This is a genomic window from Vreelandella lionensis (assembly GCF_044543515.1).
GTDB classification, from domain to species: Bacteria; Pseudomonadota; Gammaproteobacteria; order Pseudomonadales; family Halomonadaceae; genus Vreelandella; species Vreelandella lionensis.
On the sequence record NZ_JBITWC010000014.1, the window covers coordinates 37,029 to 63,175 of the forward strand.

Here is a 26,147-nt window from a genome sequence, read left to right on the forward strand (position 1 = left end):
AATAGGGGCGAGTGTGGAGGGTCCGCCCGCTTTTTCACAGAGCCTGTGGAAAACTCTGTGAAAACTCGGCGGACGCTTTTCTATAAGCCAGAGATAGCGCCCCGATTAACAAATTGATCATTTTTTAACCAATTATCGCCACCACGGATGCCCGCGTGACTCAACGCCCTGCTCAATCCCCTAGTGCTCTACCCCCACTTGAGGCGTTAACCGCCCCACAGCTGACGTGGAACGACACTTCTCCCCATTCAGACGCCTTCGACGACGTCTATTTTTCCCGTGAGGATGGGCGTGCAGAAACCGAGCACGTTTTTTTAGGGGCCAACCAGCTTCCCGAGCGCTTTGCAGCGTGGCAGGAAGCGCGGGCCTTTGTGATTGGCGAAACAGGCTTTGGTACCGGGCTGAATATGCTGTGCGCTTGGGCCTGCTTTGAGCAGCATGCCCCTGAAGGCGCACGGCTGTATCTGTTATCCACAGAAAAATTTCCCCTGGGCCGTGAAGCGCTGACGCGCGCCCTTAGCGCCTGGCCGTCGCTGGCCAGTTATTCACAAGTGCTGTGCGCGCTATGGCCAGAGGCGGTAAGCGGCATCCACCGTTTGCACCTAAGCGAGCGCGTCACCCTCGACCTGCACTTTGGCGACACCACCGAGCGACTCACCCTGCTGGATGGTCAAGTGGATGCCTGGTTTTTAGATGGCTTTGCCCCCTCTAAAAACCCGGATATGTGGCAGCCGGAACTGTTTGAAGCCATGGCGGCCCGTTCCCGCCCTGGCGCCACCTTTGCCACCTTTACCTGTGCGGGCATCGTCAAGCGCGGGCTGAAAGCGGCGGGGTTTCACTGGAAAAAAGTGCCGGGGTTTGGCCGTAAGCGGGAGATGCTAGCAGGGGGAATTGAATCTCCCGCTGAGGATTTACGGCGCAGCACAACGCCCTGGTTCACGCCGCCTTCTCACTATGAAGCCAAGCACGTGGTAGTGATCGGCGCAGGCATGGCAGGTAGCAGCGTGGCGGCAGCGCTGGCTAAGCGCGGCAAGCAAGTGACGGTGGTTGAGCGTGACACTCCTGGCGCGGGCGGCTCCGGCAATCGTCAAGGGGCGCTCTATGTGAAGCTGGCGGTGGAAACCAATCATCAAAGCCGCTTCTATTTAGCGGGGCTGCTGTATAGCCAGCGCTGGTTTGGCCAACTGGCAACGGCTCACCCCCAAGAGCCTCCGCTCTGGCAGCCTTGTGGCGTGTTACAGCTCGCGTTAAGCGATAAAGAGGCGACCCGCCAGCAGCGTTTTATAGCCAATCATCCGCTGCCGGAGCCGGTCGTGTCTGCACAGACCAATGCGCTAAGCGAGCTGGCGGAAGTACCGGTCTCTGCAGCCCACGGGCTATTTTATCCCCAAGCGGGTTGGGTTCAGCCCAAAAAGCTCTGCGAACAGCTACTACAGCACGCCAATATTACCCTGCGGCAAGGCGACGTCACCGAGCTACAGCAAGCCTTCCAAACGGCGCAGTGGCAGGTCACGCTGACCAGCGGCGAAACGCTGCAGGCTGATCATGTGGTCGTGGCGACGGCATCCCTAGCTAACCAGTTTGCGCAAACCGCCGAACTGCCGTTGCAGCAGGTGCGCGGCCAAGTGAGCGAATTAACGCTTCCCAAAGGCACTGAAGTGCCTAAGAAAGTGATATGTGCTGGTGGCTATGTATCGCCGCCAATGGATAACGTGCTGACCTTTGGCGCCAGCTTTGTGCCCAATAACGCCACAACGCAAGTAGTCGAGGAAGAGCACCAGCGCAATATTGATGAGCTACGCCAAGCGCTGCCAGAGTGGGTGGCTGCGTTTGAAGCATCCGGCGTTTCGTTAAAGCCAGAAGAGCTGGAAGGCCGGGCTGCAGTGCGAGCCGCCAGCCCCGATAAAACCCCTTACGCCGGGCCGGTGCCCCACACAGCCGCGTGGCAGCGGGATTACGCAGTGCTGCGTAAAGATGCCTCGAAAGTGCCGCCTGTTAATGGCGAGCACCATCCAGGGCTGTGGATATCCACCGCCCATGGCTCACGGGGGCTTGCCAGCGCGCCGCTGTGTGCGGAGGTTATCGCATCGCGCATCTGTGATGAGCCGCTACCGCTTGAGCAGCCGCTTATTGATCATCTGCACCCAGGGCGGCGGGTGATTAGCGCGCTGGTACGGGCTCAGTAATCGCCCTCTTCTTCATCATCTGCTAACTCTCGCCCAAAGGAGCGCCACTGGGCGAGGGTCATCACTTCGGTCATTTCAAGCTCTAGATCATGAGCAATGATCAGCTCGTGACGATCCAACTGCTGTCTGAGCTCGGCCACCCAGCCGCTCATGCCTTCGCCGGTGTCGGTGGTGTCGTAGCCTTGCCGGGTAACAAACGCTTCCAGCAGCGCGGTTAATGTTTCTGGCGGCAGCATCCGCGCGGGCACTTCGATAAATCGGCTCATTCACTTTGCTCCCAAGCGGCTAAACGCTCAATAAAGGTGGCTTCGTCGATCACCTCAACCCCCAACTGCTCGGCTTTGGTGAGCTTACTGCCTGCAGCTTCGCCCGCCACTAGGCAAGTCGTTTTTTTAGAGACGCTGCCCGCTACCTTGGCCCCCAGCGCCTGAAGCCGCGCCTTGCCTTCGTCACGGGTCATGCTCTCCATGGCACCGGTCAGCACCCAGGTTTGGCCCTCTAGCGGCGTGGGGCCTTGGGTGACTTCTGACTCTTGCCAAGTAATGCCCGCCTCAATCAGCGCTTGGAGTGTTTCCAGGTTATGGGGCTGGCGAAAAAACGTGTGGATATGCTTGGCGACAATGGGGCCTACGTCATTCACCGCTTCCAGCGCCGCTTGGTCGGCGTCTTGCAGCGCTTGCAGCGTGCCGAAATGGTTGGCGACGTTAGCGGCTGTGGCTTCGCCCACTTCACGAATGCCCAGCGCGTAGATAAACCGCGCCAGCGTGGTCTGTTTGGCTTTTTCCAGGGCGTTAACCAAATTAGTCGCCGACTTTTCGCCCATACGCGGCAGGCTCTTTAGCTGCTCTACGCTGAGATGGAAGAGATCGGCAGGCGTTTTCACCCACTCCTGATCCACCAGCTGTTCAATCAGCTTCTCGCCCAGGCCGTCAATATCCAGCGCTTTACGGCTGGCAAAGTGTTTCAGCGCCTCTTTACGCTGGGCAGCGCAGTAAAGCCCACCAGAGCAGCGTGCCACCGCCTCGCCTTCCAGGCGTTCGATATCCGAGCCGCACACGGGGCAGTGGTCGGGGAAGGTAATCACACGGGCATCCGCCGGGCGCTTCTCTTCATCCACTCGCACCACTTGTGGAATCACATCCCCTGCGCGGCGAATGGCTACCGTATCGCCAATCATCACGCCCAAGCGAGTAATTTCATCAGCGTTATGCAGCGTGGCGTTAGAGACCGTCACTCCCGCAACGGTGACCGGCGCAAGGCGCGCCACCGGCGTAATCGCCCCGGTGCGACCTACCTGAAACTCCACATCGTTGAGGGTCGTGACTTCTTCTTGGGCAGGGAATTTAAACGCCACCGCCCAACGCGGGGCACGGGCAACAAAACCCAGCTCTCGCTGGTGGCGCAGGTCGTTGACCTTAATCACCACGCCATCAATGTCATAGCCAAGCTGGTCGCGTTTAGCGCCTAGCTGCTCGCAGTAGTCGGCTACCGCGTCGGGGCCGTACATCGTGGTTAACTCTGCACTAGTGCGAAAGCCCAGGGTGGATAGCCGTGCCATCAGCGCACTGTGGGTGGCATCGCCCAAGTCTGGCTCCAAGCGTGCTGCTTGGTAGGCGTGGAACTCCAGCGGGCGGGTCGCCGTAATGCGCGGGTCAAGCTGACGCAGACTACCGGCAGCGGCGTTGCGCGGGTTGGCAAATACTTTGCTGCCCTCTTCTCTGGCGCGCTCGTTGAGCGCTTCAAAGCCGGAGTGGCGCATAATCACTTCGCCGCGCACTTCGACCAGCTCAGGCACGCTTTTACCCATGAGCTTAAGCGGCACCGAGCGCAGGGTACGCAGGTTAGAGGTAATGCCTTCCCCCGTGCGGCCATCCCCACGGGTCGCACCGCTGACCAACACGCCCTGCTCATACACCAGCGATACCGCCGCGCCATCCAGCTTCGGCTCGCAGCTAAACTCAATCTCTTCTGCCTGACACTCCAAGCGTTCCGCCACACGTTCGGCAAAGGCCACAATATCGTCACGACTAAAGGCATTATCCAGCGAGAGCATCGGAATGGCATGGGCAACCTCGGGAAAGCCCTCTGCCGGAGCGGCGCCGACTCGCTGAGTGGGCGAGTCGGGGGAAATCAACTCGGGGTGCTCGCCCTCTAACTGCTTTAAGCGCTGCAACTTACGGTCGTAGTCAGCGTCGGTTAACGTTGGCTCGTCTAACACGTAGTAGCGGTAGTTGGCGTCATCCAGATCAGCACGCAGTTGGCTAATCTCTTCCAGCAGGGTGGGGGCAGGCTGACTCATTCAGAGGTTCCGAAAATAAATAAAACAGGCATTTAGTAACAAAAACACCCGCCTTCTTGAGGAAGGCGGGTGTTCGCGCAACGCGGCGTTTAGCGAGCCTGCATATGGCGGTGCAGGCGGTGGCGACGCTCAAACTCATGAACACGCTGCCGCGCAAACTCGATGGTTTGCGCCGTCATCACGCTGCGGTTTTCATCTTTCAGCTCGCCGCCCATGTGGCGTACCACCACCATGGCCGTTTCGACCATTGCTTCAAAAGCAGCCGAGCTATCCACCGCACCGGGCAGCGGCATTAAGAAAGTGATCCCAGGTGTTACAAACTCATCCATCTCTTCGATGGGGAAAGTGCCGGGTTTGAGCACGTTCACCATCGAGAACTGCAGCTCGCTATTGGGGCTTTCCGTTTCAAAGCGATTGAAGACGCCCATCGTGCGGCAATAGCGCAACCCACAGGCCATCATTAATTCAAGCAACTTGTCGCCATCAAAACCTTCGGGATCACGCGACAGCACGCTAATGACTACCAACTCGTCAGCATTGGCAAGCGTCTCTTTAGCGTGCTCGCCGTTCACGTCATGACGCAGAGCTTTTTCCAACGTAGGGTGCGCGCGCACAACATTATCTTGGGCTGCATAAGCGTCATCGTACTCGTCATCAACGCTCTGGTAGTGATCTTCATAGCGGCTAGCGCTGTTTGAGTAGCGCTCTAATTCAGGCTCGGCATGCGTCTGCTGCACGGCGTCGCGTTGGGCGGCAGCTTCATTAGCAGCAGCGGCTTCGCGAGCTTGAGCTTTTTCTTGAGCGATACGCGCTTTTTCCGCTTCAGCGGCCTGCTTCGCTTCACGGCGCTGCTCGGCTTCCAGCGCTTTGCGTTCGGCTTTCTGTTTGGCTAAAGCTTCAGCACGCTTGGCTTTTTCAGCTTTTTTAATGGCCTTCTCTTTACGGCGCTCAATAATACGCCGCTTGAAGGAACGGCCAATGCCTTCAAAGTCGACCAGTCGGTACTCGTCAATTTCGTCGTCATCTAATTCGTGATCGCCCGCCGTGTCGGCGCGCAACTGGCGGCGCTTGGGTGCGTCGGAAGCGTGCTTGGCAAATACCGCATCTTCAGGCTCGGCGCGAAGCACCGGCTCGGGCTCAGGAGTAATATCTGGCTCAGCGGCCGCTGGCTCTTCAGGAGCTCGGTTGCTTTCCAGCTCAGCATGGGGCTCTGGTGTATGAGAGGCGTTTAGCTCAGCGGTGTTCGGCTGTTCGCTAGGTGCTTCATCAGTGGCGGAGAACGACGCAGGTGCTGTACCTGTTTGCTGAGACTGGGGTGCTTCGTCTTCCATGGCACTCATGGACGGCTCCGGGGTCGCTGGCTGGGGGGCCTCTGCTTTCGGGGCCTCTTCACGAGCTGTAAAGACACTTGGCTCACGACGTGGCGGTTCGCGCATTTCGTTTCTGGTTTCAGCAGACGCATCAGCTGTTGCTGACACATTAACAGTAGCTGCCTGGACAGCTGGCTCCGCCTTGTTAGGTTTCGCTGCTGCAGGTTTTGGCTTTCCTGAGGATTTGGTAAACGAGCGACGGAAATCAGACAGCACCCTAGAAGGCCCTGGATGCTCTTGGCGCTCTAGCTTGGGTTTTTGACCCAGCCCGCTGTAGTCAGCAGCCTTAACGACCCGGGCACCGCCGTTAGGCAGTTCCCAATTGATCTCGGCCTCTTTCGCCTCGTCGTCGAACTCTTCTAGCTTGGCGGTGGGTAAATCCTTTACCGCTTGATCTAGCCGGGGTACACGACGCTGACGCTGGAGCCTTCGCACACCGTCAACAACGATAAGCGACACCAACGCCAATCCTAGAATGATTAACCACTCTCTTAATTCCATGTCGAGCATTCCATGGGTCATCTAACCGGTTACTTAGGCGCAGTACTAATGGCTACACCCCAATATGGGAACCTTCTGATAAATCGGTATTTACCACTAAGCATAGCGCGGTTGATACGAATGGGACCACTTTCTACTAATTTTCACACGTTTCAACTGCTATATGCGATTTTTAGGCAGTTTTTCCGACCTTAACATCCAACAAAAGTGCTATTTCTGTTTTGCATTATCTCATGCGTGCGTACTCTCGTGACCGCACCACCACACAGCTACCTGCTTAAATCACTCTATTTAAACGTTATGCTAGTGAAAGTTTTACACTCCCGCTAGTTTCTTCTACCGCTTGTTGGCATGAGGGCTACTCATCCGTGGCAGATGTACCTGCACTAGCTGTGTCACGAGACTCTGTTCGAACAATCTCCTACACAACCAGCCCGACCTTTCAACCCGCTGTTATACAAGCTATTGCGGCTACCCACTGTCATGGCTATGCATCATGGTAGTACCAAGGGGGCAAGCTGGATATACCGCTTGTCCGCCAAATAAGGAAATACCTTGAAAGCCGTTTCGCTTTGCCTTTTGTTATCCATAAGCCGAGCGCATCGCACGACGATGAGACGGTTAGTCCACCAGTTCAGCGGCCTCATCAATACCCACGGAAACCAAACGCGAAACGCCGGGCTCTTGCATGGTGACCCCCATCAGGCGCTCGGCGGCTTCCATGGCAATCTTGTTGTGGGTGATATAGATGAACTGCACGCTTTCGGACATCTCTTTCACCAGCTTGGCGTAGCGGCCAACGTTGGCGTCATCCAGCGGAGCGTCGACCTCATCCAGCATACAGAACGGGGCCGGGTTGAGCTGGAAGATGGCAAAGACCAGCGACAGCGCAGTCAGCGCTTTTTCCCCACCGGACAGCAGGTGAATCGTGCTGTTCTTCTTACCCGGCGGTCGGGCCATGATGGCCACGCCGGTTTCCAACAGGTCATCACCGGTCAGCGTCAGCCACGCCGCCCCACCGCCAAACACTCGGGGAAAGAGCGTTTGCAGGCCGTTATTGACCTGATCGAACGTCTCCCGGAAACGGACGCGGGTTTCTTGATCGATCCGCTTGATCGCCCGCTCCAGCGTTTCCAGTGCTTCGGTAAGCTCGGCATGCTGGGCTTCGAGGTAGTTACGCCGCTCGGCCTGTTGGTCATACTCTTCTATTGCCGCAAGGTTGATCGCACCCAGGCGGCGGATTTTTTCCGAGGTACTTTCCAAACGCTCTTGCCACGCAGGTTCGCTGGCATCGCTGGGCAGCGTGCTGGCGAGCGCATCGGCATCGTGGCCTAGTTCTGCTAACTGCTCATCCTGGGTCGCCGCTTTGAGCGCCAGCGCCTGCACGTCCATGCGGCGCTGCTGGAGCTGTTCGCGACTCTGTTCAAGATTGCGCTCGTGCTGCTGGCGGGCTAACTCATCGTTGCGCAGCTGCTCGGCCAGCGCTTGGGCCTGCTGGCGCGTTTCGTTGAGCCGACGCTCCTGCTGTTCGCGCTGGTGAAGCAGCTCTTCGAGCTCCTCAGCGGCCAGCTCGTCAGGCTCGACCAGCATTTCACGGGACTCTTCCAGCTCGGCAATACGCAGAGAGAGGCGCTCTTCGGTATCGCTTGAGCGGGACTGCTGCGCACGCAGGCTGTCGCGCTCGGCTTTTAAGCGCTCACGTTCCAAGGCCAGCGCCTGCTGCCGCGCTTTGAGCGGGGCATGCTGTTGGTTGAGCTGCTCGCGCTGCTCGCGCTGACGTTGGCGCTGTTCGGCGCTGGTTTCGCGGGCTTCTGCGGCGGTTTCCAGTTGCTCCATGGCCGTGTGCCAACGAGCGCGCTGCTCTTCTAAAGTAAGCGTTAACTCCGCCTCATCTTCTTGCAGTTGCGCCAGTTCGTCGTCTAATTCTGTGGCGCGACTGGAGAGATGCTCAAGGCGTTGGGCAAGCCGCTGCTCTTGCACTGCTAGCTGTTGGCGGGTGGCCGCGTGGTCGCGCTCCTGCTCTGCCTGCTGCTCACGGGTCAGTTCTAACGTTTCAATCGTCTCGTTGGCGGCTTCGCACTGTTCATCCAAGAGCGCCAGCGCCTCTTCCGCCCGCTCACGCTCTGCGGCCAGCTCCTCAAAGCGGCGACGCGTCACCAATAGCGCATCGACACCCTCGCCGTTCGACTGCTGGTGCAGCCAACCGCGACCGCGCCATACGCCGTCTTGGCTAACCACACTCTCACCAGGGGCAAGCGTAGTCAGCAGCGCTTCGGCCGCCTCGGCGGTATCCACATAGTGAATACTTGCTAACCACTCAGTTAGCGCGCCTGCGCCTTTCACCAAATCGCTGAGGCGATTGCCTGCGCCCGCTGTGGCTGTGGAAGGCGGCGCTTGATCAATCAAGCACCACTCCGTCGCTAGCGCTTCGGGCAGCGCGTTTAGCTGATGGGCGGCTACCAGTCGGGCGTTTAACCAAGGGGCGAGTAGCCAGGAAATAACCCGCTCCCAGCCTTGGCTGACCGAAATGGCTTCACCCAAGCGGGGTGCATCGGCGAGGCCATGAGCGGCCAGCGTTTCGCTTAGCTGAGGGTCGTGGTCGGCCAGAGCGGCATCGATGAGTGCTTGCAGCGAGGCAAGTTCACCCTGTTGTTGGCTCAGCGCGGCGCGCTGCTCGTCGCGGGAGGTTACCGCTTGCTGGTAGGCGCTTTTGGCATCGCTGTAGCGCTGCTGCCACTGCTCACGCTCCACTTGGAAGGCGTCGGCACGTTGGTCGGCTTCTTCCAGGCGGGCTTGGTATTCCGCGTGCTCGTTTTGTAGCGCGGTCATGTCGGCCAGCTCGCCGCGCTGCTGGCGGCGGCGCTGCCCTTCTGCCTGCAGGCGGGCAATACGTTGCTCTAAGTCGCGCAACTGGTCTTGGCTACGGTCGGCATCGCGGCTGGCCTCGCGCCAGCGGTTTTCGGCGTCGGCCCACTGCTGTTCGGCGGCTTCCAGCGCTGGCGTTGCGTCGGCCAGGGTTTGTTCGAGCATCTCGAGCTGCTCTTCCAGCGCTTCATGCTCGGGCAGCAGCTCCTCAAAGCGCTCGTCGATCACCGCGAGTCGCTCCTGGTCGCCCTCGCTGACTTGGCGCTGCTCGTCGAGATCACGGCGGGCGGTTGCAATGTCATTGGCCAACTGCGCTTCGCGGCTGCGGCGGTGGGCCTGGTCCTGCTCTAAGCGGGCAATGCGCGTGGTGGTTTCATAAAACTGCTGTTGGTGGCGGTCCAACACTTCGGCCAGCTCGTCGTGCTGTTCGCGGGCCTGCTCCAGGCGGGTTTCACACTGGCGCACGCCAAACACGTCTTTCTCGACGGCAATTTCCAGCTCGCGAACACGGCTCTCTTGGTGAGACTGTTCGGCCCGCAGGGTGCGGCCGCGCAGCAGCGCCAGCTCGCCTTTTAAGCGGTACTCCTGCTGCTTGAGCTCTTGGTAGCGCTTGGCGGCTTCCGCTTGGCGCTTGAGGCGTTCGAGCTGTTTATCCAGCTCTTCGCGAATGTCGTCCAGACGCTCCAGGTTCTCCTGGGTACGGCGCATGCGGTTTTCGGTTTCCCGACGGCGCTCTTTGTACTTGGAGATCCCCGCGGCTTCTTCGAGGGTGGCGCGAAGGTCATCCGGGCGCGCTTCGATCAGCCGCGAGATCATTCCCTGGCCGATAATGGCGTAGGAGCGCGGGCCTAGGCCGGTCCCCATGAACAGGTCGGCGATATCCCGGCGGCGGCACTTCTGGCCGTTGAAGAAGTAGTTGGACTGGCCATCCCGAGTCACCAGGCGTTTGACGGCAATTTCTGAGTACTGGGCGTATAAACCGCCCATACCGCCATCGCGGTTATCGAACTTCAGCTCGATAGATGCCTGCCCTACCGGCTTACGCCCGGTAGAGCCGTTGAAGATAACGTCGGCCATGGATTCGCCGCGCAGGGTCTTGGCGGAGGACTCCCCCATCACCCAGCGCACGGCGTCGATAATATTGGACTTACCGCAGCCGTTCGGCCCGACGATGGCCGTCATATTGCCATCGAAGGGCACAGTGACCGGATCAACAAAGGACTTGAACCCAACAAGACGAATAGAGGTTAAGCGCATTGCGACCCTTGGCAGAAGTTGCTTTCGTGGGGTTTATTCAAAAACACGGTTGATAACGACATTGGCAGCATCGTCTTCGCTGATGGGGCCAACGCTGACGCTCTCTAAATCACCAAACAGATCGCCCGGTTGGGGCGTGGCCTGCCCAGTTTTAGACACGCGCACGACTAAACGCGCTTCACGCACCTGGGAGATTTGCGCCTGGGGCGACATAGCAGCGGTATCATCCAGCACCACGGTCATCGGCAGCTCAGAAACCTGCGCGCGGATCACCGCCAGCGGCGGCAGCTCGCCGTCGATATCCCGCGCGGTGATGAATACCGTGGCATCGTCGCTGACGTTGTCTACCAGCGCCTCATCCAAGGAGACGTTCACCCGCACCCCTTGGCCCTGCGCCGCTGCGGGGGCCTCCGGCGTTACGCCCATGCGCTCTTGGGCAACGCGAATGCCATCACGCAGCGACTCAGCCGTTTCCGGATCTTCGATGTTAGCTACAGCCCGACGCCAGCGGTCAATGGCCGTGTCATAGTCCCCGTTATCGAAGGCGTAGATGCCCAACAGCCCCAGCACGGTGGGCTGACGGGGGTCTAACTCTAACGTTTCATCCACTAACGCTTGAACATCAGGAGTTAGTTCACGCTCCGCCATGAAGAAGCGGAGCTGCGCCAGCTGGGCGAGCAGCGGTGGAATGCGCCCTTCAATGGCAATCAAGCGCTCCAGCGCATCGGCAGCTTTTTCGGGCTGGCCTGTATCGCGGTAGAGCGGAAACAGTGAACTCCACACGTTGGGGTTGTTGGGCTGACGCTCGGCCTCGGCCTCCATGCGCTCTAGGAACATCGCCATCGAGCCTTCTGGGTCGTTGCGAACCTCCTCTTGGATGGCGTAGAGCGTCAGGTCGCCTTCTGCCCCATTCTGCTGGTACCAGAAGGTGCTGGCCCCCACCACGGCAACCATGACCAGCGGCACCACCAGTCGTCCAGCGGTCACGGTTTTCAGCGGACGCTTAGTTTGGGTGGCCGTGTCTTCCAGCAGGCTGCGTTCTAGCTCTAAACGGTCTTCGTTAAAGCGAGCGTCGTCAATATCGCCCCGCTCGCGGGCAGCCTCCAACGAAGCCAAGCGGCGTTGGAAGATCGCGACGTTCTGCTCGGCAGACGTATCGTTGGCTTCAAACTGCTGCAGGTGATCACGCAGGGTACGAGCACCGCGCATGGGGGCAATTAATAGCCACAGCGCGGGCAGTAACAGTAAGGCAATCGCTATCCAGAGCGGTGTCATGAAGACCTCTCGCGGTTAATCAGGGCATCCAAGCGGGCGCGTTCTTCTGCGCTCAACGCTTTCGCAGATGCATTGCGGCGGGCGCGTACCATCAGCACGACGACCAGCATGCCTAGCACCACTAGCCCAATCGGCAGCCCCCACAATAGGTAGGTGCGGTTTTCCAAACGCGGGTTGTAGAGGATGTACTCCCCAAAGCGCTGCACCATGTGGTTGATGATTTCGATATCCGACTGACCGTCTTGAAGCAGCTGATAGACCCGCTCGCGCATATCACCAGAGATCGGCGCGTCTGAGTCATCGATCGCCTGGTTTTCGCATAGCGGGCAGCGCATGGAGGAGGTCAGATCACGGTAGCGCTGCTCCATCACCGGGTCGTCAAACTCGCGGAGTTCAATGCCTGCCGCGACAACGCTGCCCGCCAGCGTTAGCAGGACAGCAGCGAACACCCAACGCATTAACGCCATTTTTCCACCTCCGGCAGGATGCGCTCGCGAACGTCTTCAGGCGATACGTAGCCTTTATGGTGGTAACGAATGACACCGTCGGCATCTACCAAAAACGTTTCCGGTGCGCCGTAAACGCCGAGATCAAAGCCCAGGCTACCTTCAGGGTCGAAGACGTTCACTTCAAAGGGGTCGCCAAACTCGCTTAAAAACTCCAAGCCTTTCTCGCGGGTATCTCGGTAGTTGATACCCACCATACGGATGCCGTTATCAGCGAGTTCTAACAGCTGCGGCATTTCCTGCTTACAGGCGGGGCACCATTCGCCCCATACGTTGACGAGCGTGACCTCACCCGTCAGCAGCGATTGGTCCACCTGACGGTTGGCATCCCGCAACGTGGAGGCTTCGAACGCAGGAAAATCCCGCGCCATCAGCGCCGAATCCCGTTGAGAAGGGTCGCGACCCAACCCCTGATAAAGAAACAGCGCGATGCCCACAAAACCGATGGGTAAAAGAAGCAGCAGCAGGCGGCGTGTCATACCGTGGCCTCCTGTGACGGAGATTGATCAATACGTGAGGATGCCGGTTGGCGCGCAGCTGCGCGGCGGTAGCGCTTATCCGCTACGGCCAAGATGCCGCCGAAGGCCATGAGCAGGCCGCCTAACCACAGCCAGCGCACAAACGGCTTGTACTGGACGCGCATGGCATAGCTGCCGTCGCCCAGGTCTTCACCCATGGCCACATAGAGGTCGCGGAACAGGCCGGGGCGCAGCGCCACCTGGGTCATGGGCATGCCGGTGGCGAGATAGAGGCGCTTCTCAGGGCGCATCACAAAGCTGCGCCCTTCTTCCCCGCGCTGTACCTGAATAATCGAGGTATCAGCAAGGAAGTTCGGGCCGCGTCGGTTGGTGAGTTCTGTCATAGTGAACTGGTAGCCCGCCACTTCCACGGTGGAGCCAGGCGACATGCGTACGTTACGTTCGATGTTGTAGTTAGAGACCACGGCAACGCCCACGATGGTCACCGCAATGCCCACGTGGCCCAGCACCATTCCCCAGTAAGAGAGCGAGAGCTTGCGCAGCCCGGCGACAAACGAGCTGGCGTGGCGGGTCTTGTCGAACAGGTCGCGCACCATCGGCAAGACGATCCACAGCGCAGAAATAATGCCCAGCGACACCCACAGGTTCCATTCGCCGCCGTAGACCAACGGCATGGCCACACCCAGCACGATGGCAGCTGCCGCCGCGAGACCTAGCTTACGCCACAGCTCACGGCCACTCATGCTTTTCCAGCGCGCCACCGGCCCCAAGCCCATGAAGACACACATCACCACGGTGAGCGGCACAAAGAGCGCATTGAAGTAAGGCGGGCCTACGCTGATTTTACCCAGCCCCAAAGAGTCCAGAATCAGCGGGTAAACTGTGCCCAAGAGCACCGTGACGGTCATGATGACCAAAATGATGTTGTTGATCAGCAGCAGCGAATCCCGCGAGAGCCAGTTAAAACCGACCTTATGGCTCACCCGCGGCGCGCGCAGGGCAAACACCAGCAGTGATAGCGTGACGGTAATCGCCAGCAGCATCAAAATGAAGAAGCCGCGCGATGGGTCGTTGGCAAAGGCGTGCACCGAGGTCAGTACGCCCGAGCGCACCAGGAAGGTGCCCATCAGCGACAGCGAGAACGTCGAGATCGCCAGCAGCACCGTCCAGCTCTTGAACGAGCCACGTTTTTCGGTCACCGCCAGCGAGTGAACCAGTGCCGTGCCCGTTAGCCAGGGCAGCAGCGAGGCGTTCTCTACCGGATCCCAGAACCACCAGCCGCCCCAGCCAAGCTCGTAGTAGGCCCACCAGCTGCCGAGTGCGATCCCGACGGTGAGAAACGCCCAGGCCACGTTGGTCCAGGGGCGCGCCCAGCGGGTCCAGGCAGCGTCCAAGCGCCCGCCCAGCAGGGCGGCGATGGCAAACGCAAACACCACCGAAAAGCCCACGTAGCCCATGTAGAGCATCGGCGGGTGAACCACCAAACCAAAATCCTGCAGCAGCGGGTTCAGGTCCGCACCATCCTGCGGCATGTTGGGCAGCAGGCGCTCGAACGGGTTGGAAGTTACTAGGATGAATAACAGGAAGCCTACGCACACCATGCCCATCACGCCCTGCACCCTGGCCACCATATCCCGGGGTAAGTCCCCCGAGAACACCGAAGCCGCATAACCCCAGCCCGCTAGCATCAGGCTCCACAGCAGCACCGAGCCTTCATGGTTACCCCACACCGCGCTGAACTTGTAGTACCAGGGCAGCAACGAGTTGGAGTTGTTGGCGACGTTGGCCACGCTAAAGTCATCCAGCATGTAGCTAGCGGTTAAACAGAGATAGGCGATGGCGATAAATAAAAACTGGCCGGTAGCCATGGGCCGACCATAGGCCATCCATAGCGGGCGACGCGTGGCAGCCCCGGCAAGCGGCATCACTGCCTGCACCACCGCCATGAGTAGCGCGATGACCAGGGCAAAGTGGCCAATTTCAGGAATGATCTTAATTAACATGGGCGCTCCGAATTAGCATCAGGCTTTATCGCGTTGCGTTCAGCCATTAATAGTCGCTTCCTTCTGGGGAGCCTTCCTGCTCTAGGCGCTTGCCCACTTCGGCGGCTTTCGCTTGAAAGTCGGCCGGGGAGTAGCCTGCTTCTTCCAGTGCCTGGGCCACTTCAGGCGGCATGTAGTTTTCATCGTGGCGCGCCAGTACTTTATCGGCGTAAAGACGGCCATCGGCCTGAAGTTCGCCAACCACCACCACGCCCTGCCCTTCACGGAACAGGTCCGGCAGAATACCGCTGTAGTAGACCTCTAGATCATCCACGTAGTCAGTCACCACGAACTCAACATCGAGGCTTTCCGGGTCGCGGGACACAGAGCCCTCTTTGACCATGCCACCGGCGCGAATTTGGCGCTCCATGGGGGCATCACCTTGGGCAATTTGTACCGGGCTGAAAAACAGATTGATATTGGCGCGCAGCGCATACAGGGTAAGGCCCACCGCAATGGCGGTGAGCGACAGTAACCCCAAGATGACAAACAGCTTCTGTTTACGTTTAGGCGTCATGGCGAACGTCCTTCTGAGCAGAGTTAACTGGCTCTTGCAGGGGCTGCGCGTGCGATGGCTGAGCGTTGCGCTGGGCATTTTCACGACGCGCCCGGCGCTTTACCACGTTGAGTAGCTGGCGGCGTTCCTGACGTGCGTGCCACACGATCACTAGCATCAACAGCGCAGTGACTCCCCAGGCAGCCCACACGTAAACCGCGTGACCGCCCATGGCAAAAAATTCGTTTAGCGAGGAAAAGGCCATTAGTTCGTCTCCTCGGCAAGCTCACGCACCCAGCGCTTGTTGGATTCACGACGCAGAATTTCGCTGCGCGTGCGCATCAGCGTGAGGGCAATAAAAAAACTGTAAAAGCCCAATACCATGATGAGCAGCGGTGCCCACATGTCCATGGTCATGGCAGAGCGCCCTGTAATCGTGAAAGTGGCGGGCTGATGAAGGGTGTACCACCAATCGACGGAGTACTTAATAATCGGAATATTGATCACGCCCACCATAGCCAGCACCGAGGCTGCCCGAGAGCCGCTATCGCGGCTGCTAAAGGCGCCACGCAGAGCAATCACGCCCAGATAGAGAAACAGCAAAATCAGCATAGACGTGAGCCGTGCGTCCCACATCCACCAGGTTCCCCAGGTGGGCACGCCCCATACTGCGCCCGAAAAAAGCGCCACAAAGGTCATCGCGGCACCCAGCGGGGCCATCACGGTGGCGGCCATATCCGCTACCTTGATTTTCCACACCATAAACACCAGCCCGGAGACCGCCATGGAGACAAAAATAGACTGAGCTAAAAACGCCGCAGGAACGTGGACATAGATAATTCGAAAGCTATTGCCCTGCTGATAGTCCGCAGGCGCAAAAGCCAACCCCCAGACGGTGCCTACCAGCAGCAGCAGCATCGCTGCCACCCAAAAAAACGGCTGCAGCTTGGCGCTAATGGCATAGAACCATTTGGGTGATCTTAGTTTGTTGATAAAGGCCCACATGGTGTTCCCGTCCTCTAACCGTTAATGCTGATGCGCAGCGATGCCGCAATGGCCCAGGGAGCCAGCATCAGCGCCAGCGCTAACAGTGCGCCTAAAATCGCCAGATGCGCGGCAATGCCCTCGCCGAAAATAGCGGCTTGTACGGCACCTGCGCCGAAAATTAGTACTGGAATATAGAGCGGCAGCACCAGCAGTGAGAGCAGCACACCGCCACGGGCCAGCCCTACTGTTAGCGCCGCTCCGATCGCCCCAATTAAGCTCAAGCTGGCCGTACCGAGTGCCAACGACAGCGCTAGCACGGCGTAGCTTCCCGCTGGAAGCGACAGCATGATGCCCAGCAGCGGTGCCATCAGTGCCAGCGGTAGCCCCGTCAGCAGCCAATGCGCCGCCACTTTTGCCAACCCCAGCGCCGCCAGCGGCTGGGGCGCCAGTAATAGTTGTTCCAGGCTGCCATCGTCGTAGTCGCTGCGAAACAGGCTATCCAACGAAAGCAGTGCCGCGAGCAGTGCGGCCACCCATAAAAGCCCTGGCGCAATGCTTGCCAACAGCTCTGGATCCGGTGAAATCCCGATGGGAAACAGGGTAATCACCAGCGCAAAGAACACCAGCGGATTGAGCACTTCGCCACGACGGCGCAGCATCAGGGTGAGGTCGCGTTTGAGGGTTGCCTTTATGGCCACCAGCAGACCGCCCTGGGGAGCATGGATAGCCACCTCTGGGGTGCTCAGTTGAGCGTGTGAACGTTGCAACGCTGTCTCCTTCTTACCCCAGCTGAATGCGCCTAAGCACAGGTGACTCGGTCAACGCGTGGTGAGTAGTGACCAGAACGCAGCCGCCAGACTGCGCATGCGCTACCAGCTGCGTCTCTAGTGCCGCGACACCTTGGCGGTCAATCGCCGTGAAGGGTTCATCCAGTACCCAGAGCGCGCGCTGGGTGAGCGTTAATCGCGCCAACGCCACACGCCGCTGCTGGCCGGCTGAAAGCTGCCCGGCGGGAATATCCTCAAAGCCAGCCAGCCCAACACCAGCAAGCGCTGCCTCGCGTGCGGACTCACTGCCTTCTTCACCGCTAAGCGCTTGATACCAAGCTAAGTTCTCAAGCGGTGAAAGGCCTGCTTTCACGCCGGGGGCATGCCCTAGATAGAGTAAATTTGCGAGAAAATGTTCACGGGCTTGGCGCATTGGTTCGCCATTCCAGTAAAGCTCGCCACGGTAATCGGTTAATTGGCCGGAGAGTATTTTCAGCAGGGTCGTCTTGCCGCTGCCGTTGGGGCCTTCAATGCGCACGATCTCGCCGCTTTGGATATCGAGATCGAGCCCTTCAAACAGCCAACGGTCGTCACGTTCACAGGCCAATTGTCGGGCTTGCAGGCACAGGCTCAAAAGACACTCCAGGCACGTTGATTTTGGGTCGAACTCTACACGGAAAGGCCCTTTCTCGCCAGTCACGCTCTGCGGTCTTGGGTCGCAGCGTGACCTGTCTCAATTTCCGCTTAAGAAACCCAGGTGTGAGACAGTACTAGCACTGTATGCAAAAACAGGCTTATACTGTAACCACTGTATGAATAGACACCATAGAATAAAACTACAGCTATCGACTCAATCAAACGCCTTGGCAACGGGCGCTGCATGGGAGAACACACTATGACGATTTGCCTATCCCCTCAGGTAACGTCTCACGTACCTTCTTACGTACCCTCTCAGACGCTGTCTCAACCGATAACGCAACCTCCATCACGGCAACGCTCAGCTTCCCAGCATACCCGCCAGGCATGCATGTCTCACACTATTACCCGACGCAACACCTATGCACTGCGCATACGCGGCGACCGCATGCGTGACTGCAATCTTTTCGATGGTGACGTTATTATCATTCATCGCCACCAGCACGACGCTCATCAAGAAACCGCCGTAGCAACGATTAACCAGCGGGAAGTGGCGCTGAAGCAGCTCTCTATCAGCCGTTTAGGCATTCATTTATGGCCCGAAGATGCAGCGATGCCCGAAGTCTTCCTGCATAATTGTGATATCCAGGTGCTGGGCATGGTGATGGGTGTGGCCCACCACGCAACGGAAACCCGGCACCATTAACGCTATCTACCCTGCCGGGAGTACTATTTGCGCTATCGAGTCCCTGATTTAGCCCCTGAGACATGGCACACCGCCGAGATTGACGTTGAAAAGAGTCAGTTCTTGGCCTGGATGTGCCACGCTCCTACCACCGACGCCTTCGACGCGCTGCTTCAAGCGGCCAAAGCTGCTCACCCGAATGCCAGCCATCACTGCACTGCGTTTATCGCCGGACCTCCTGGAGAGCAAACGCATATTGGCTTTTCCGACGACGGCGAGCCCGGCGGAACCGCAGGCCGTCCGATGTTCCAGGCGTTGCAGGGCAGCCAGATTGGCGAAATTGGTTGCGTGGTGATTCGCTACTTTGGCGGCACCAAGTTAGGTACCGGAGGTTTGGCACGCGCTTATGCGCAGGCGGTCAATGCCGGGCTGGAAACGCTGCCCACCCAGGAAGTCGTCGAGCGGGATAGCTATTTATTAAAGGTCAGCTTCGCCCACGAAGCGCAAGCCCGCGCTTGGTGCGACGAGCAGGCACTGCCCGTGCAACAGGCGGAGTACGATGGCAACGGCGTGAGCTTAACCATTGGCTGGCCACGCGATGTCGAGCTGGATATCCGCGGTCTGGAAAACCGCCTTAAAACAGCCATTGAGCTACAGCGAACATAAAAAAACGCGGCTTACACGAGCGCTTGCTCGGTAAGCCGCGTTCTATAGCGGCAGACGTGCTGTCTAACTAGCCGCTTAGCCCAGGTACTTGATCATTACCCCGGCAGCCACCGCCGAACCAATGACCCCAGCAACGTTCGGCCCCATGGCGTGCATCAGCAGGAAGTTATGCGGGTTCGCTTCCAGACCTACCTTATTCGCCACACGCGCCGCCATCGGCACGGCAGACACACCCGCCGCGCCAATCAGCGGGTTGATGGGCATTTTGCTGACTAGGTTCATCAGCTTGGCCATCAATACGCCAGCGGCGGTGCCGATGCCGAAGGCTACGATCCCCAGTCCCAGAATACCCAGGGTTTCAAACGCCAGGAAGCTATCGGCCATCAGTTTCGAGCCCACAGAGAGCCCGAGGATGATCGTCACGATATTGATCAGCGCGTTTTGCGCGGTATCGGAAAGGCGCTCGACCACACCGCACTCGCGCATCAGGTTACCAAAGCAGAACATGCCTAGCAGCGGTGCCGCGTCCGGCAGAAACAGCGCCACGGCGATCAATAGCATCAGCGGGAAGACCACTTTTTCGAGCTTGGAGACCGGACGCAGCTGCGTCATGGTGATCTTACGCTCTTTTTCGGTGGTCAGCAGACGCATAATTGGCGGCTGGATCAGCGGCACCAGCGCCATATAGGCATAGGCGGCCACGGCAATCGCCCCCAGCAGCTCCGGCGCGAGTACGCTGGACACATAGATAGAGGTCGGGCCATCCGCCCCGCCGATAATACCAATCGCCGCGGACTGGTTGAGCGAGAAGTCCATAATGCCCATGGACGTGAGCAGCACGGCGCCGAACAGCGTAGCGAAAATGCCGAACTGTGCCGCCGCGCCCAGGAACAGCGTGCGCGGGTTGGCCAGCAGCGGGCCGAAATCGGTCATTGCCCCAACGCCCATAAAGATCAGCAACGGTGCAATGCCTGAGCCAATGGCGACTTTATAGAAGTTATAGAGCATGCCATCGCTGTAGCCGACACTCACCGCGATATCTTTCGCGGCACGCAGTTGGTCCGGTGCAGCCGAATCATGGGCAATCGCTTTCAGCGTCTCGCGCCAACCCTCTACCCCAGTCAGCGGATCTAGCGTCGCGCCCAACGCTGCAGCCATTTGCTGCAGCACGGCGGGCTTGGCGACTTCAATCGCTTGATCCAGCGCTGAAATCGCCAGACCTGCCTCAGGAATATTGGCAAGAATACCGCCAAAGCCGATTGGCACCAGCAGCAGGGGTTCGAACTTCTTATAGATCGCCAGGTAGAGCAGCCCAAGCCCTACCAGGATCATAACCGCTTGGCCCAGCTCCAGGTTATAGAGCCCGGAGCCTTCCCATAAGGTGATTAATTTATCCATTCCCGAGTTGCCCTTAAAGCTCAATCAGTGCATCGCCAACGGCGACGCTATCGCCTTCGCTGACATTGACTTTCGATACCGTACCGGCACTGCTGGCACGCACTTCGGTTTCCATCTTCATGGCTTCCAGAATGATGACGACATCGCCTTCGGCCACTTGGTCGCCTGGGCGTACATTCACCTTGAAGATGTTACCGGCCAGCGGCGCATCGATGCTTTCACCGCTGGGCGCTGGGGCGGCGGCCTCAGGCTGTGCGGCGGGCTGCTCCTGAATATCGCCAATCTCGCCACCTTCCGACACCTCGACCACGTAAGCCTTACCGTTGAGCTTCACGGTGTAGGTTTCCGGACCACCGCTGGCGGTAGGCGCGACAGCGGGTGCTGTTTCTGTTTTGGCAGGCGCAGCCGCTTGAGGCGCTTCGGGCGCAGGCTCAAAGGCGTCTTTATTGTCGCGGTTTTTGAGGAATTTCAGGCCAATCTGCGGGAACAGCGCATAGGTCAGCACGTCATCCACTTCCCGCTCGCCCTCGGCAAGGCGAATGCTATCGGCGCTGGCTTTCTCTTTCAGCTCGGCCGCGAGCTTGTCCATTTCTGGAGAGAGGTTATCTGCCGGGCGGCAAGTAATCGGCTCGCCGCCTTCCAGTACACGCTTTTGCAATTCGGCATTGAAGGGGGCAGGGGCAGAGCCGTATTCGCCTTTCAGCAGCGCTTGCACTTCTTTAGAGATCGATTTGTAGCGCTCGCCCATCATGACGTTCATGACCGCCTGAGTGCCCACAATCTGTGAGGTGGGCGTTACCAGCGGAATAAAGCCGAGGTCTTCCCGCACGCGGGGGATTTCGCTCAGCACGTCATCCAGCTTATCGCCGGCGCCCTGCTCTTTTAGCTGGCTCTCCATATTGGTGAGCATACCGCCTGGCACCTGAGCCACCAGAATGCGCGAATCAATGCCCCGCAGCGAACCTTCAAAAGAAGCGTACTTTTTGCGCACTTCACGGAAGTAGCCCGCGATATCTTCCAGCAACTCCAGATCTAGCCCAGTGTCGCGGTCAGTATCTTTGAGCATGGCAACCACGGATTCAGTCGGGCTGTGGCCATAGGTCATCGACATGGAGGAGATCGCCGTATCGACGTTATCAATCCCCGCTTCGACCGCTTTCAGGATGGTCGACGTGGATAAGCCGGTCGTCGCATGGCAGTGCAAATGCACTGGAATGGAGAGCTCTTTTTTCAGCCGTGAGACCAAATCGTAAGCGGTATACGGCGTGAGTAGCCCCGCCATATCCTTGATAGCCAGAGAATCTGCGCCCATTGCAGCAATGGTTTTGGCAAGATCTACCCAGCTATCCAGGGTATGTACCGGGCTCACCGTGTAGGAAATGGTGCCCTGTGCATGGCCGCCGACTTGGCGAACCGCTTTGATGGCGCGTTCCAGATTGCGCGGGTCGTTCATGGCATCAAACACGCGGAACACGTCAACGCCGTTGGTTTTAGCGCGCTCGACGAATTTATCAACTACGTCATCGGCGTAGTGGCGGTAACCCAGCAGGTTTTGGCCGCGCAGCAGCATTGCCTGAGGTGTGTTCGGCATCGCCTCTTTAAGGGCACGAATACGCTCCCACGGGTCCTCCCCTAAATAACGGATACACGCATCGAAAGTGGCACCGCCCCAGGTTTCCAGAGACCAGTAGCCGACTTTATCCAGCTTTTCGGCGATGGGCAGCATGTCATCCAAGCGCAGGCGCGTAGCAAACAGCGATTGGTGCGCATCGCGCAGGACAACATCAGTGATTCCCAGAGGACGTTTTGTTTCATTCATGGTCGTGGCTCACAGTTTAGCGTTATGGATTTGTAGTAAATTTAACAAAAAAATAGCCATTAGGGCGAAATAGGCACACAAAAGCGTGCGTCTTACGGACGGCGGGACGAGCGGTAACGATGCACTGCAGCACTGATCACCGCGGCAACTTCGTCATTTTGGCCGTTACTGGCGGGTGTTTTTGCACTATTTCGACCCGCTGACGCTGCCACTGGAGCAGGCTGAAAGCGGTCAATCAACTTCGACATCAGCGTAACGCTAATGACCAAAATAGTAAGAAAAACAAAAACAAAGCCCATACCAAGGCCCATTAGAGCGAGCCCCTCTTGGAGTAACTCCGACCCCTGCATAGCGTGCTCTCCTTGTTTTATAGGGTTATTGGCACGCCAAACGCCTCTAACGGCGCTTGGCGCAATAAGGGTAATACACTAACCTGCCACATTCAGGATAGAATGCAATCGCGCCATAGTGGAAGTCATGGTTGTTAATTTACTACATAAAGGCAAGATCGGTCTTGCACCGATGGAAGGCGTTATCGATGCGCTCACCCGCGATCTACTGACTCGTCAGGCCGGTTTCGACTGGACGGTGACGGAGTTTGTCAGGGTAGTGGATACCCGCCTTCCCCCACGGGTGTTTTACAAACACTGCCCCGAACTCACCGAGCGCCCGGTAGCGACGCCTAGCGGCGTACCCGTCCATCTGCAGCTACTCGGCTCCGACCCTAGGGCACTAGCCGAAAATGCCCGCCAGGCGCTAGCCCTTGGGGCCATTAGCGTGGATCTCAACTTTGGCTGCCCAGCCAAGCTGGTGAACCGCCACGACGGCGGCGCATCGCTACTGCGCCAGCCTGACCGCGTCTACCAGGCCGTCAAAGCGGTCGCAGAGGCGCTAGACGGCGAAATTCCGGTGACCGCGAAGATTCGCCTGGGATTTGCCAATCGCCGCTTGGCGGTGACCTGTGCGCAGGCGACGGAAGCAGGCGGCGCAGCGCGCTTGGTCGTACATGGCCGGACACGGGACGAGGGGTATCGCCCACCCGCTCACTGGGAGTGGATTGGCAAAGTGCGCCACCACGTCTCGATCCCCGTGGTGGCCAATGGCGATATCTGGACGCTTGAGGATTACTGGAAGGCACGCACGCTCTCCGGCTGCTGCGATGTGATGCTCGGGCGCAGCGCGCTGGCTGACCCCTGGCTGGCACCTCGGATTCGCCACTGGCAACAAACCGGCGAACGTTTGGCGGAAACCACTTGGGAAATGCGCGCCAGCGTACTGCAAGAGTACGCCGCGCTCCAGCGTCAACACCTTCCTGACCGCGTGGTCGTGTCGCTGGTGAAGCAGTGGCTTGCCCAGATGCGCCAAGGCAACGCTGAAGCCGACCAGCATTTTCAGCGTCTGAAGCGCCTGACCGACTTGGACGCACTTCTCGGCAGCCTTACCCCTAGCGCAAGCGCCCTCGCCGCCTGCGAACCCGCCTAAGCCGGGCGAAGTGCCTGAACCAGCCGCCGTTGAACCTACTGAGTCAAAGCGCCTATCGAGGCGCTTTTTTTCGACCCATACGCGGGTTCGACCCGCCTCATTTCCTACGAGCCAAAAAAAAGCGCCCTTCCACAAAGTTGCGGGGGCGCTTTACACGATCGCAAGACTAACGCGCGAGCCACGTTAGTCAGGCTAGAAAACAGAAAACCCGCTCTTTAATGAGAGCGGGTTTTGAAATCTGGCGCGCCCGGGAGGATTCGAACCTCCGACCACCTGATTCGTAGTCAGGTACTCTATCCAGCTGAGCTACGGGCGCTTTTCAGTCATTGCCTAATTCGTCAAGCAATGAGATCAGTGTAACATCAAGCACTTAGCTTTGCAACTTGGCGCGCCCGGGAGGATTCGAACCTCCGACCACCTGATTCGTAGTCAGGTACTCTATCCAGCTGAGCTACGGGCGCGTATCAAATTATGATGTTACATCATGCAGTTGGCGGAGAGAGAGGGATTCGAACCCTCGATAGGGCTATAAACCCTATACTCCCTTAGCAGGGGAGCGCCTTCAGCCACTCGGCCACCTCTCCTCAACGGCACGGCGCGAATATTACCGATTTTGATGACTGGTGTCCAGTCTTATTCCGATTTTTTTCGCGCCGGCCTAAAATCACCGCTTAAACGCCCTTTAATGAGCGTAACACGGGCGGCCATTTATTCTGCTTCGCTTTCACTATTACGTTCACGCTGAATGCGCTGATAGATCTCTTCACGGTGAACCGCGACATCTTTTGGTGCGTTCACACCAATGCGCACTTGATTACCTTTCACACCTAATACTGTGACGGTGATTTCATCACCGATCATCAGCGTTTCGCCAACGCGGCGGGTTAGGATGAGCATGGCTGATCTCCTTCTCAGACGTTTTATACAACGGGATGTGTCCGCCAGCGGCGTCACCATGCCATTATGCGGCATGGTGACCCCTGCCACCAAAGGCTTTGGCCCCTATGACACCTTACCCTCCCGTTGAAAGAAAGCTCACCACCACACGGCAGCGAGTAACTTCAGCGTAGAAGGTTTAGGCCACAATTGTTATTCAGATTCGATATCGGACTTATCGAGACCAAACGCTTTGTGTAAGGCGTTAACTGCAAGTTCCATATGTTTTTCGTCAATTACGACAGAAATTTTAATTTCTGAAGTAGAGACCATACGGATATTAACGTTTTCATCGGCCAATACGCGGAACATTTTAGAGGCAACACCCGCATGAGAGCGCATGCCAACGCCGACCAGCGACACTTTGGCAATGTTGTCATCGCCGCGCAGCTCACCGCCGCCCAGGTCAGGAATAACGGTCTCTTCTAGCAGCTTTTTGGTGGCTTTGTAGTCACCCTTTGCCACGGTGAAGGTGAAGTCGGTGTAATCGCCAGCTGGTGCAACGTTCTGGACGATCATATCCACTTCAATATTCGCGTCGGCAATCGGCCCCAAAATACGTGAAGCCACACCAGGTACATCCGGCGTGTTCAGCAGGGTGAGTTTGGCTTCGTTTTTGGTAAACGCGATACCGGAGATTAGCGGTTCTTCCATAGAATCCTCGTCTTGGTCTGAATCTGCAACAATCAGGGTGCCAGGGCCGTCTTCAAAGCTAGACAGTACCCGCAGCGGCACGTTGTATTTACCGGCGAATTCAACAGCGCGAATTTGCAGCACTTTGGAGCCCAAACTAGCGAGTTCGAGCATTTCTTCTACGGTGATGCTTTCAAGGCGCTGCGCTTTGGAACATACACGGGGGTCCGTGGTGTAAACACCGTCTACGTCGGTATAGATTTGGCACTCATCAGCACCCAAGGCGGCAGCAAGCGCCACGCCGGTGGTATCAGAGCCGCCACGCCCCAGCGTGGTGATATTGCCGTCTTCGTCTACGCCTTGGAAACCAGCGACCACCACGACCTTCCCTGCATCCAGGTCAGATTTGAGATCGTCAGTTTCAATACGCTGAATACGCGCTTTGGTGTAGGCGCTGTCGGTATGAATCCCTACCTGGGCACCCGTGTGCGAGGTCGCCGACACGCCAATTTGCTGTAGCGCCATGGCCAGTAGGGAAATGGTCACCTGCTCCCCTGTCGAGAGCAGCATATCCATTTCACGCGGGGCGGGGTCCTCGTTCAGAGCATGGGCCATTTCGGTCAGGCGGTTGGTCTCGCCGCTCATCGCGGAGACAACAACCACTACCTGATGGCCCTGGTCGCGAAAGCCTTTAACTTTTTCCGCCACGGCCTTGATACGGTCGACAGAGCCCACCGAAGTGCCGCCGAACTTCTGTACGTATAGTGCCATATGCCGTTTTTCCTTTACGTTCGGGAATGGAAGGTGAATATTGTTATTGCTAATTTCCTAACTAGCAAAAAGGCCGGTAGCAAATAATGCC

General features: G+C 58.2%; 22 protein-coding genes and 3 tRNA genes. 4 read left to right on the plus strand and 21 right to left on the minus strand.

All coding sequences use genetic code 11. The features are described 5' to 3' along the window. Positions 1-155: 155 nt before the first annotated feature. The gene (mnmC, locus tag ACIGG6_RS10290) at positions 156-2,186 is read left to right on the plus strand and encodes a bifunctional tRNA (5-methylaminomethyl-2-thiouridine)(34)-methyltransferase MnmD/FAD-dependent 5-carboxymethylaminomethyl-2-thiouridine(34) oxidoreductase MnmC (RefSeq protein ID WP_399844327.1); all 2,031 of its coding nucleotides are present in this window, start codon (positions 156-158) and stop codon (positions 2,184-2,186) included. On the opposite strand, the gene ACIGG6_RS10295 is transcribed toward mnmC, so the two are convergent. From ACIGG6_RS10295 to ccmA, 13 genes are all read right to left on the minus strand, one after another. Next, complete coding sequence (locus ACIGG6_RS10295) at positions 2,180-2,452, minus strand: YheU family protein (protein WP_062372376.1); 273 nt, start codon at positions 2,450-2,452, stop codon at positions 2,180-2,182. The two genes, mnmC and ACIGG6_RS10295, sit on opposite strands and share 7 nt — an antisense overlap. After that, the gene (gene ligA, locus ACIGG6_RS10300; RefSeq protein ID WP_399844329.1) at positions 2,449-4,485 is read right to left on the minus strand and encodes an NAD-dependent DNA ligase LigA; all 2,037 of its coding nucleotides are present in this window, start codon (positions 4,483-4,485) and stop codon (positions 2,449-2,451) included. The genes ACIGG6_RS10295 and ligA overlap by 4 nt, the downstream gene beginning before the upstream one ends. A gap of 89 nt (positions 4,486-4,574) precedes the next feature. Beyond that, positions 4,575-6,356 (minus strand): cell division protein ZipA, encoded by a 1,782-nt coding sequence (gene zipA, locus ACIGG6_RS10305; RefSeq protein ID WP_399844331.1) that lies wholly within the window; start codon positions 6,354-6,356, stop codon positions 4,575-4,577. Positions 6,357-6,977: 621 nt separating this feature from the next. After that, positions 6,978-10,478: a chromosome segregation protein SMC gene (gene smc, locus ACIGG6_RS10310; protein WP_399844334.1), complete on the minus strand. Its 3,501-nt coding sequence runs from the start codon at positions 10,476-10,478 to the stop codon at positions 6,978-6,980. 33 nt (positions 10,479-10,511) lie between these two features. After that, positions 10,512-11,753 carry a c-type cytochrome biogenesis protein CcmI gene (gene ccmI / locus ACIGG6_RS10315; protein WP_399844336.1) on the minus strand — a complete coding sequence of 414 codons (1,242 nt, stop codon included), beginning with the start codon at positions 11,751-11,753 and terminating at the stop codon, positions 10,512-10,514. Then, on the minus strand, positions 11,750-12,220 hold the full coding sequence (locus ACIGG6_RS10320; RefSeq protein ID WP_062361584.1) for a cytochrome c-type biogenesis protein: 471 nt from the start codon (positions 12,218-12,220) through the stop codon (positions 11,750-11,752). The genes ccmI and ACIGG6_RS10320 overlap by 4 nt, the downstream gene beginning before the upstream one ends. Continuing rightward, entirely contained in the window at positions 12,211-12,738 is a 528-nt protein-coding gene (locus ACIGG6_RS10325) for a DsbE family thiol:disulfide interchange protein (RefSeq protein WP_058579615.1), read from the minus strand. Before ACIGG6_RS10325 ends, ACIGG6_RS10320 begins: the two co-directional genes overlap by 10 nt. After that, positions 12,735-14,741 (minus strand): heme lyase CcmF/NrfE family subunit, encoded by a 2,007-nt coding sequence (locus tag ACIGG6_RS10330; RefSeq protein WP_399844339.1) that lies wholly within the window; start codon positions 14,739-14,741, stop codon positions 12,735-12,737. Before ACIGG6_RS10330 ends, ACIGG6_RS10325 begins: the two co-directional genes overlap by 4 nt. A gap of 46 nt (positions 14,742-14,787) precedes the next feature. Then, the gene (gene ccmE, locus ACIGG6_RS10335; protein WP_044629992.1) at positions 14,788-15,297 is read right to left on the minus strand and encodes a cytochrome c maturation protein CcmE; all 510 of its coding nucleotides are present in this window, start codon (positions 15,295-15,297) and stop codon (positions 14,788-14,790) included. Continuing rightward, positions 15,287-15,541, minus strand: coding sequence for a heme exporter protein CcmD (gene ccmD / locus ACIGG6_RS10340; RefSeq protein ID WP_399844341.1), 255 nt, complete (start codon positions 15,539-15,541; stop codon positions 15,287-15,289). The genes ccmE and ccmD overlap by 11 nt, the downstream gene beginning before the upstream one ends. Then, positions 15,541-16,281 (minus strand): heme ABC transporter permease, encoded by a 741-nt coding sequence (locus tag ACIGG6_RS10345; protein ID WP_399844343.1) that lies wholly within the window; start codon positions 16,279-16,281, stop codon positions 15,541-15,543. The genes ccmD and ACIGG6_RS10345 overlap by 1 nt, the downstream gene beginning before the upstream one ends. Before the next feature lie 14 nt (positions 16,282-16,295). Then, positions 16,296-17,030 (minus strand): heme exporter protein CcmB, encoded by a 735-nt coding sequence (gene ccmB / locus ACIGG6_RS10350; protein WP_399844345.1) that lies wholly within the window; start codon positions 17,028-17,030, stop codon positions 16,296-16,298. Between the two features lie 13 nt (positions 17,031-17,043). Then, positions 17,044-17,664 carry a cytochrome c biogenesis heme-transporting ATPase CcmA gene (gene ccmA, locus ACIGG6_RS10355; RefSeq protein ID WP_399844346.1) on the minus strand — a complete coding sequence of 207 codons (621 nt, stop codon included), beginning with the start codon at positions 17,662-17,664 and terminating at the stop codon, positions 17,044-17,046. Between the two features lie 393 nt (positions 17,665-18,057). Here ccmA and ACIGG6_RS10360 point away from each other — a divergent pair, with 393 nt between their 5' ends. Together ACIGG6_RS10360 and ACIGG6_RS10365 are read left to right on the plus strand one after the other, a co-directional pair. Then, complete coding sequence (locus ACIGG6_RS10360) at positions 18,058-18,372, plus strand: LexA family protein (RefSeq protein WP_253503638.1); 315 nt, start codon at positions 18,058-18,060, stop codon at positions 18,370-18,372. A 27-nt stretch (positions 18,373-18,399) separates the two neighbouring features. Beyond that, positions 18,400-19,017: an IMPACT family protein gene (locus ACIGG6_RS10365; protein WP_399844348.1), complete on the plus strand. Its 618-nt coding sequence runs from the start codon at positions 18,400-18,402 to the stop codon at positions 19,015-19,017. Positions 19,018-19,092: 75 nt separating this feature from the next. On the opposite strand, the gene ACIGG6_RS10370 is transcribed toward ACIGG6_RS10365, so the two are convergent. The 3 genes from ACIGG6_RS10370 to ACIGG6_RS10380 form a co-directional block, all read right to left on the minus strand. Further along, a complete protein-coding gene (locus ACIGG6_RS10370) occupies positions 19,093-20,415 on the minus strand; it encodes a sodium ion-translocating decarboxylase subunit beta (protein ID WP_253503644.1) in 1,323 nt (440 codons plus the stop codon). 13 nt (positions 20,416-20,428) lie between these two features. Then, positions 20,429-22,234, minus strand: coding sequence for a sodium-extruding oxaloacetate decarboxylase subunit alpha (gene oadA / locus ACIGG6_RS10375; RefSeq protein ID WP_399844350.1), 1,806 nt, complete (start codon positions 22,232-22,234; stop codon positions 20,429-20,431). Positions 22,235-22,326: 92 nt separating this feature from the next. Further along, positions 22,327-22,584 (minus strand): OadG family protein, encoded by a 258-nt coding sequence (locus ACIGG6_RS10380; RefSeq protein ID WP_399844352.1) that lies wholly within the window; start codon positions 22,582-22,584, stop codon positions 22,327-22,329. Between the two features lie 127 nt (positions 22,585-22,711). Here ACIGG6_RS10380 and ACIGG6_RS10385 point away from each other — a divergent pair, with 127 nt between their 5' ends. After that, entirely contained in the window at positions 22,712-23,716 is a 1,005-nt protein-coding gene (locus ACIGG6_RS10385) for a tRNA dihydrouridine synthase (RefSeq protein WP_399844354.1), read from the plus strand. Between the two features lie 239 nt (positions 23,717-23,955). Here the strand turns inward: ACIGG6_RS10385 and ACIGG6_RS10390 are convergent. The 5 genes from ACIGG6_RS10390 to ACIGG6_RS10410 form a co-directional block, all read right to left on the minus strand. Further along, positions 23,956-24,032, minus strand: a tRNA-Arg gene (locus ACIGG6_RS10390). A 68-nt stretch (positions 24,033-24,100) separates the two neighbouring features. Continuing rightward, a tRNA-Arg gene (locus ACIGG6_RS10395) sits at positions 24,101-24,177 on the minus strand. A 30-nt stretch (positions 24,178-24,207) separates the two neighbouring features. Continuing rightward, a tRNA-Ser gene (locus tag ACIGG6_RS10400) sits at positions 24,208-24,300 on the minus strand. A gap of 124 nt (positions 24,301-24,424) precedes the next feature. Next, on the minus strand, positions 24,425-24,613 hold the full coding sequence (gene csrA / locus ACIGG6_RS10405) for a carbon storage regulator CsrA (protein ID WP_039180068.1): 189 nt from the start codon (positions 24,611-24,613) through the stop codon (positions 24,425-24,427). 192 nt (positions 24,614-24,805) lie between these two features. Continuing rightward, positions 24,806-26,056, minus strand: a complete 1,251-nt coding sequence (locus ACIGG6_RS10410; RefSeq protein ID WP_044630003.1) for an aspartate kinase — start codon at positions 26,054-26,056, stop codon at positions 24,806-24,808. Between the last annotated feature and the right edge of the window lie 91 nt (positions 26,057-26,147).

Bases quoted from the DNA above. Each gene is read 5' to 3' on its own strand.
- ccmE (WP_044629992.1), bottom strand. From the start codon at position 15,297: ATGACGCCTAAACGTAAACAGAAGCTGTTTGTCATCTTGGGGTTACTG.
- ACIGG6_RS10325 (WP_058579615.1), bottom strand. From the start codon at position 12,738: ATGACACGCCGCCTGCTGCTGCTTCTTTTACCCATCGGTTTTGTGGGC.
- csrA (WP_039180068.1), bottom strand. From the start codon at position 24,613: ATGCTCATCCTAACCCGCCGCGTTGGCGAAACGCTGATGATCGGTGAT.
- ACIGG6_RS10320 (WP_062361584.1), bottom strand. From the start codon at position 12,220: ATGGCGTTAATGCGTTGGGTGTTCGCTGCTGTCCTGCTAACGCTGGCG.
- smc (WP_399844334.1), bottom strand. From the start codon at position 10,478: ATGCGCTTAACCTCTATTCGTCTTGTTGGGTTCAAGTCCTTTGTTGAT.
- ligA (WP_399844329.1), bottom strand. From the start codon at position 4,485: ATGAGTCAGCCTGCCCCCACCCTGCTGGAAGAGATTAGCCAACTGCGT.
- ccmI (WP_399844336.1), bottom strand. From the start codon at position 11,753: ATGACACCGCTCTGGATAGCGATTGCCTTACTGTTACTGCCCGCGCTG.
- ACIGG6_RS10295 (WP_062372376.1), bottom strand. From the start codon at position 2,452: ATGAGCCGATTTATCGAAGTGCCCGCGCGGATGCTGCCGCCAGAAACA.
- oadA (WP_399844350.1), bottom strand. From the start codon at position 22,234: ATGAATGAAACAAAACGTCCTCTGGGAATCACTGATGTTGTCCTGCGC.
- ACIGG6_RS10385 (WP_399844354.1), top strand. From the start codon at position 22,712: ATGGTTGTTAATTTACTACATAAAGGCAAGATCGGTCTTGCACCGATG.
- ACIGG6_RS10370 (WP_253503644.1), bottom strand. From the start codon at position 20,415: ATGGATAAATTAATCACCTTATGGGAAGGCTCCGGGCTCTATAACCTG.
- ACIGG6_RS10330 (WP_399844339.1), bottom strand. From the start codon at position 14,741: ATGTTAATTAAGATCATTCCTGAAATTGGCCACTTTGCCCTGGTCATC.
- ccmD (WP_399844341.1), bottom strand. From the start codon at position 15,541: ATGGCCTTTTCCTCGCTAAACGAATTTTTTGCCATGGGCGGTCACGCG.
- ACIGG6_RS10360 (WP_253503638.1), top strand. From the start codon at position 18,058: ATGTCTCACACTATTACCCGACGCAACACCTATGCACTGCGCATACGC.
- ACIGG6_RS10410 (WP_044630003.1), bottom strand. From the start codon at position 26,056: ATGGCACTATACGTACAGAAGTTCGGCGGCACTTCGGTGGGCTCTGTC.
- ACIGG6_RS10345 (WP_399844343.1), bottom strand. From the start codon at position 16,281: ATGTGGGCCTTTATCAACAAACTAAGATCACCCAAATGGTTCTATGCC.
- ACIGG6_RS10380 (WP_399844352.1), bottom strand. From the start codon at position 22,584: ATGCAGGGGTCGGAGTTACTCCAAGAGGGGCTCGCTCTAATGGGCCTT.
- zipA (WP_399844331.1), bottom strand. From the start codon at position 6,356: ATGGAATTAAGAGAGTGGTTAATCATTCTAGGATTGGCGTTGGTGTCG.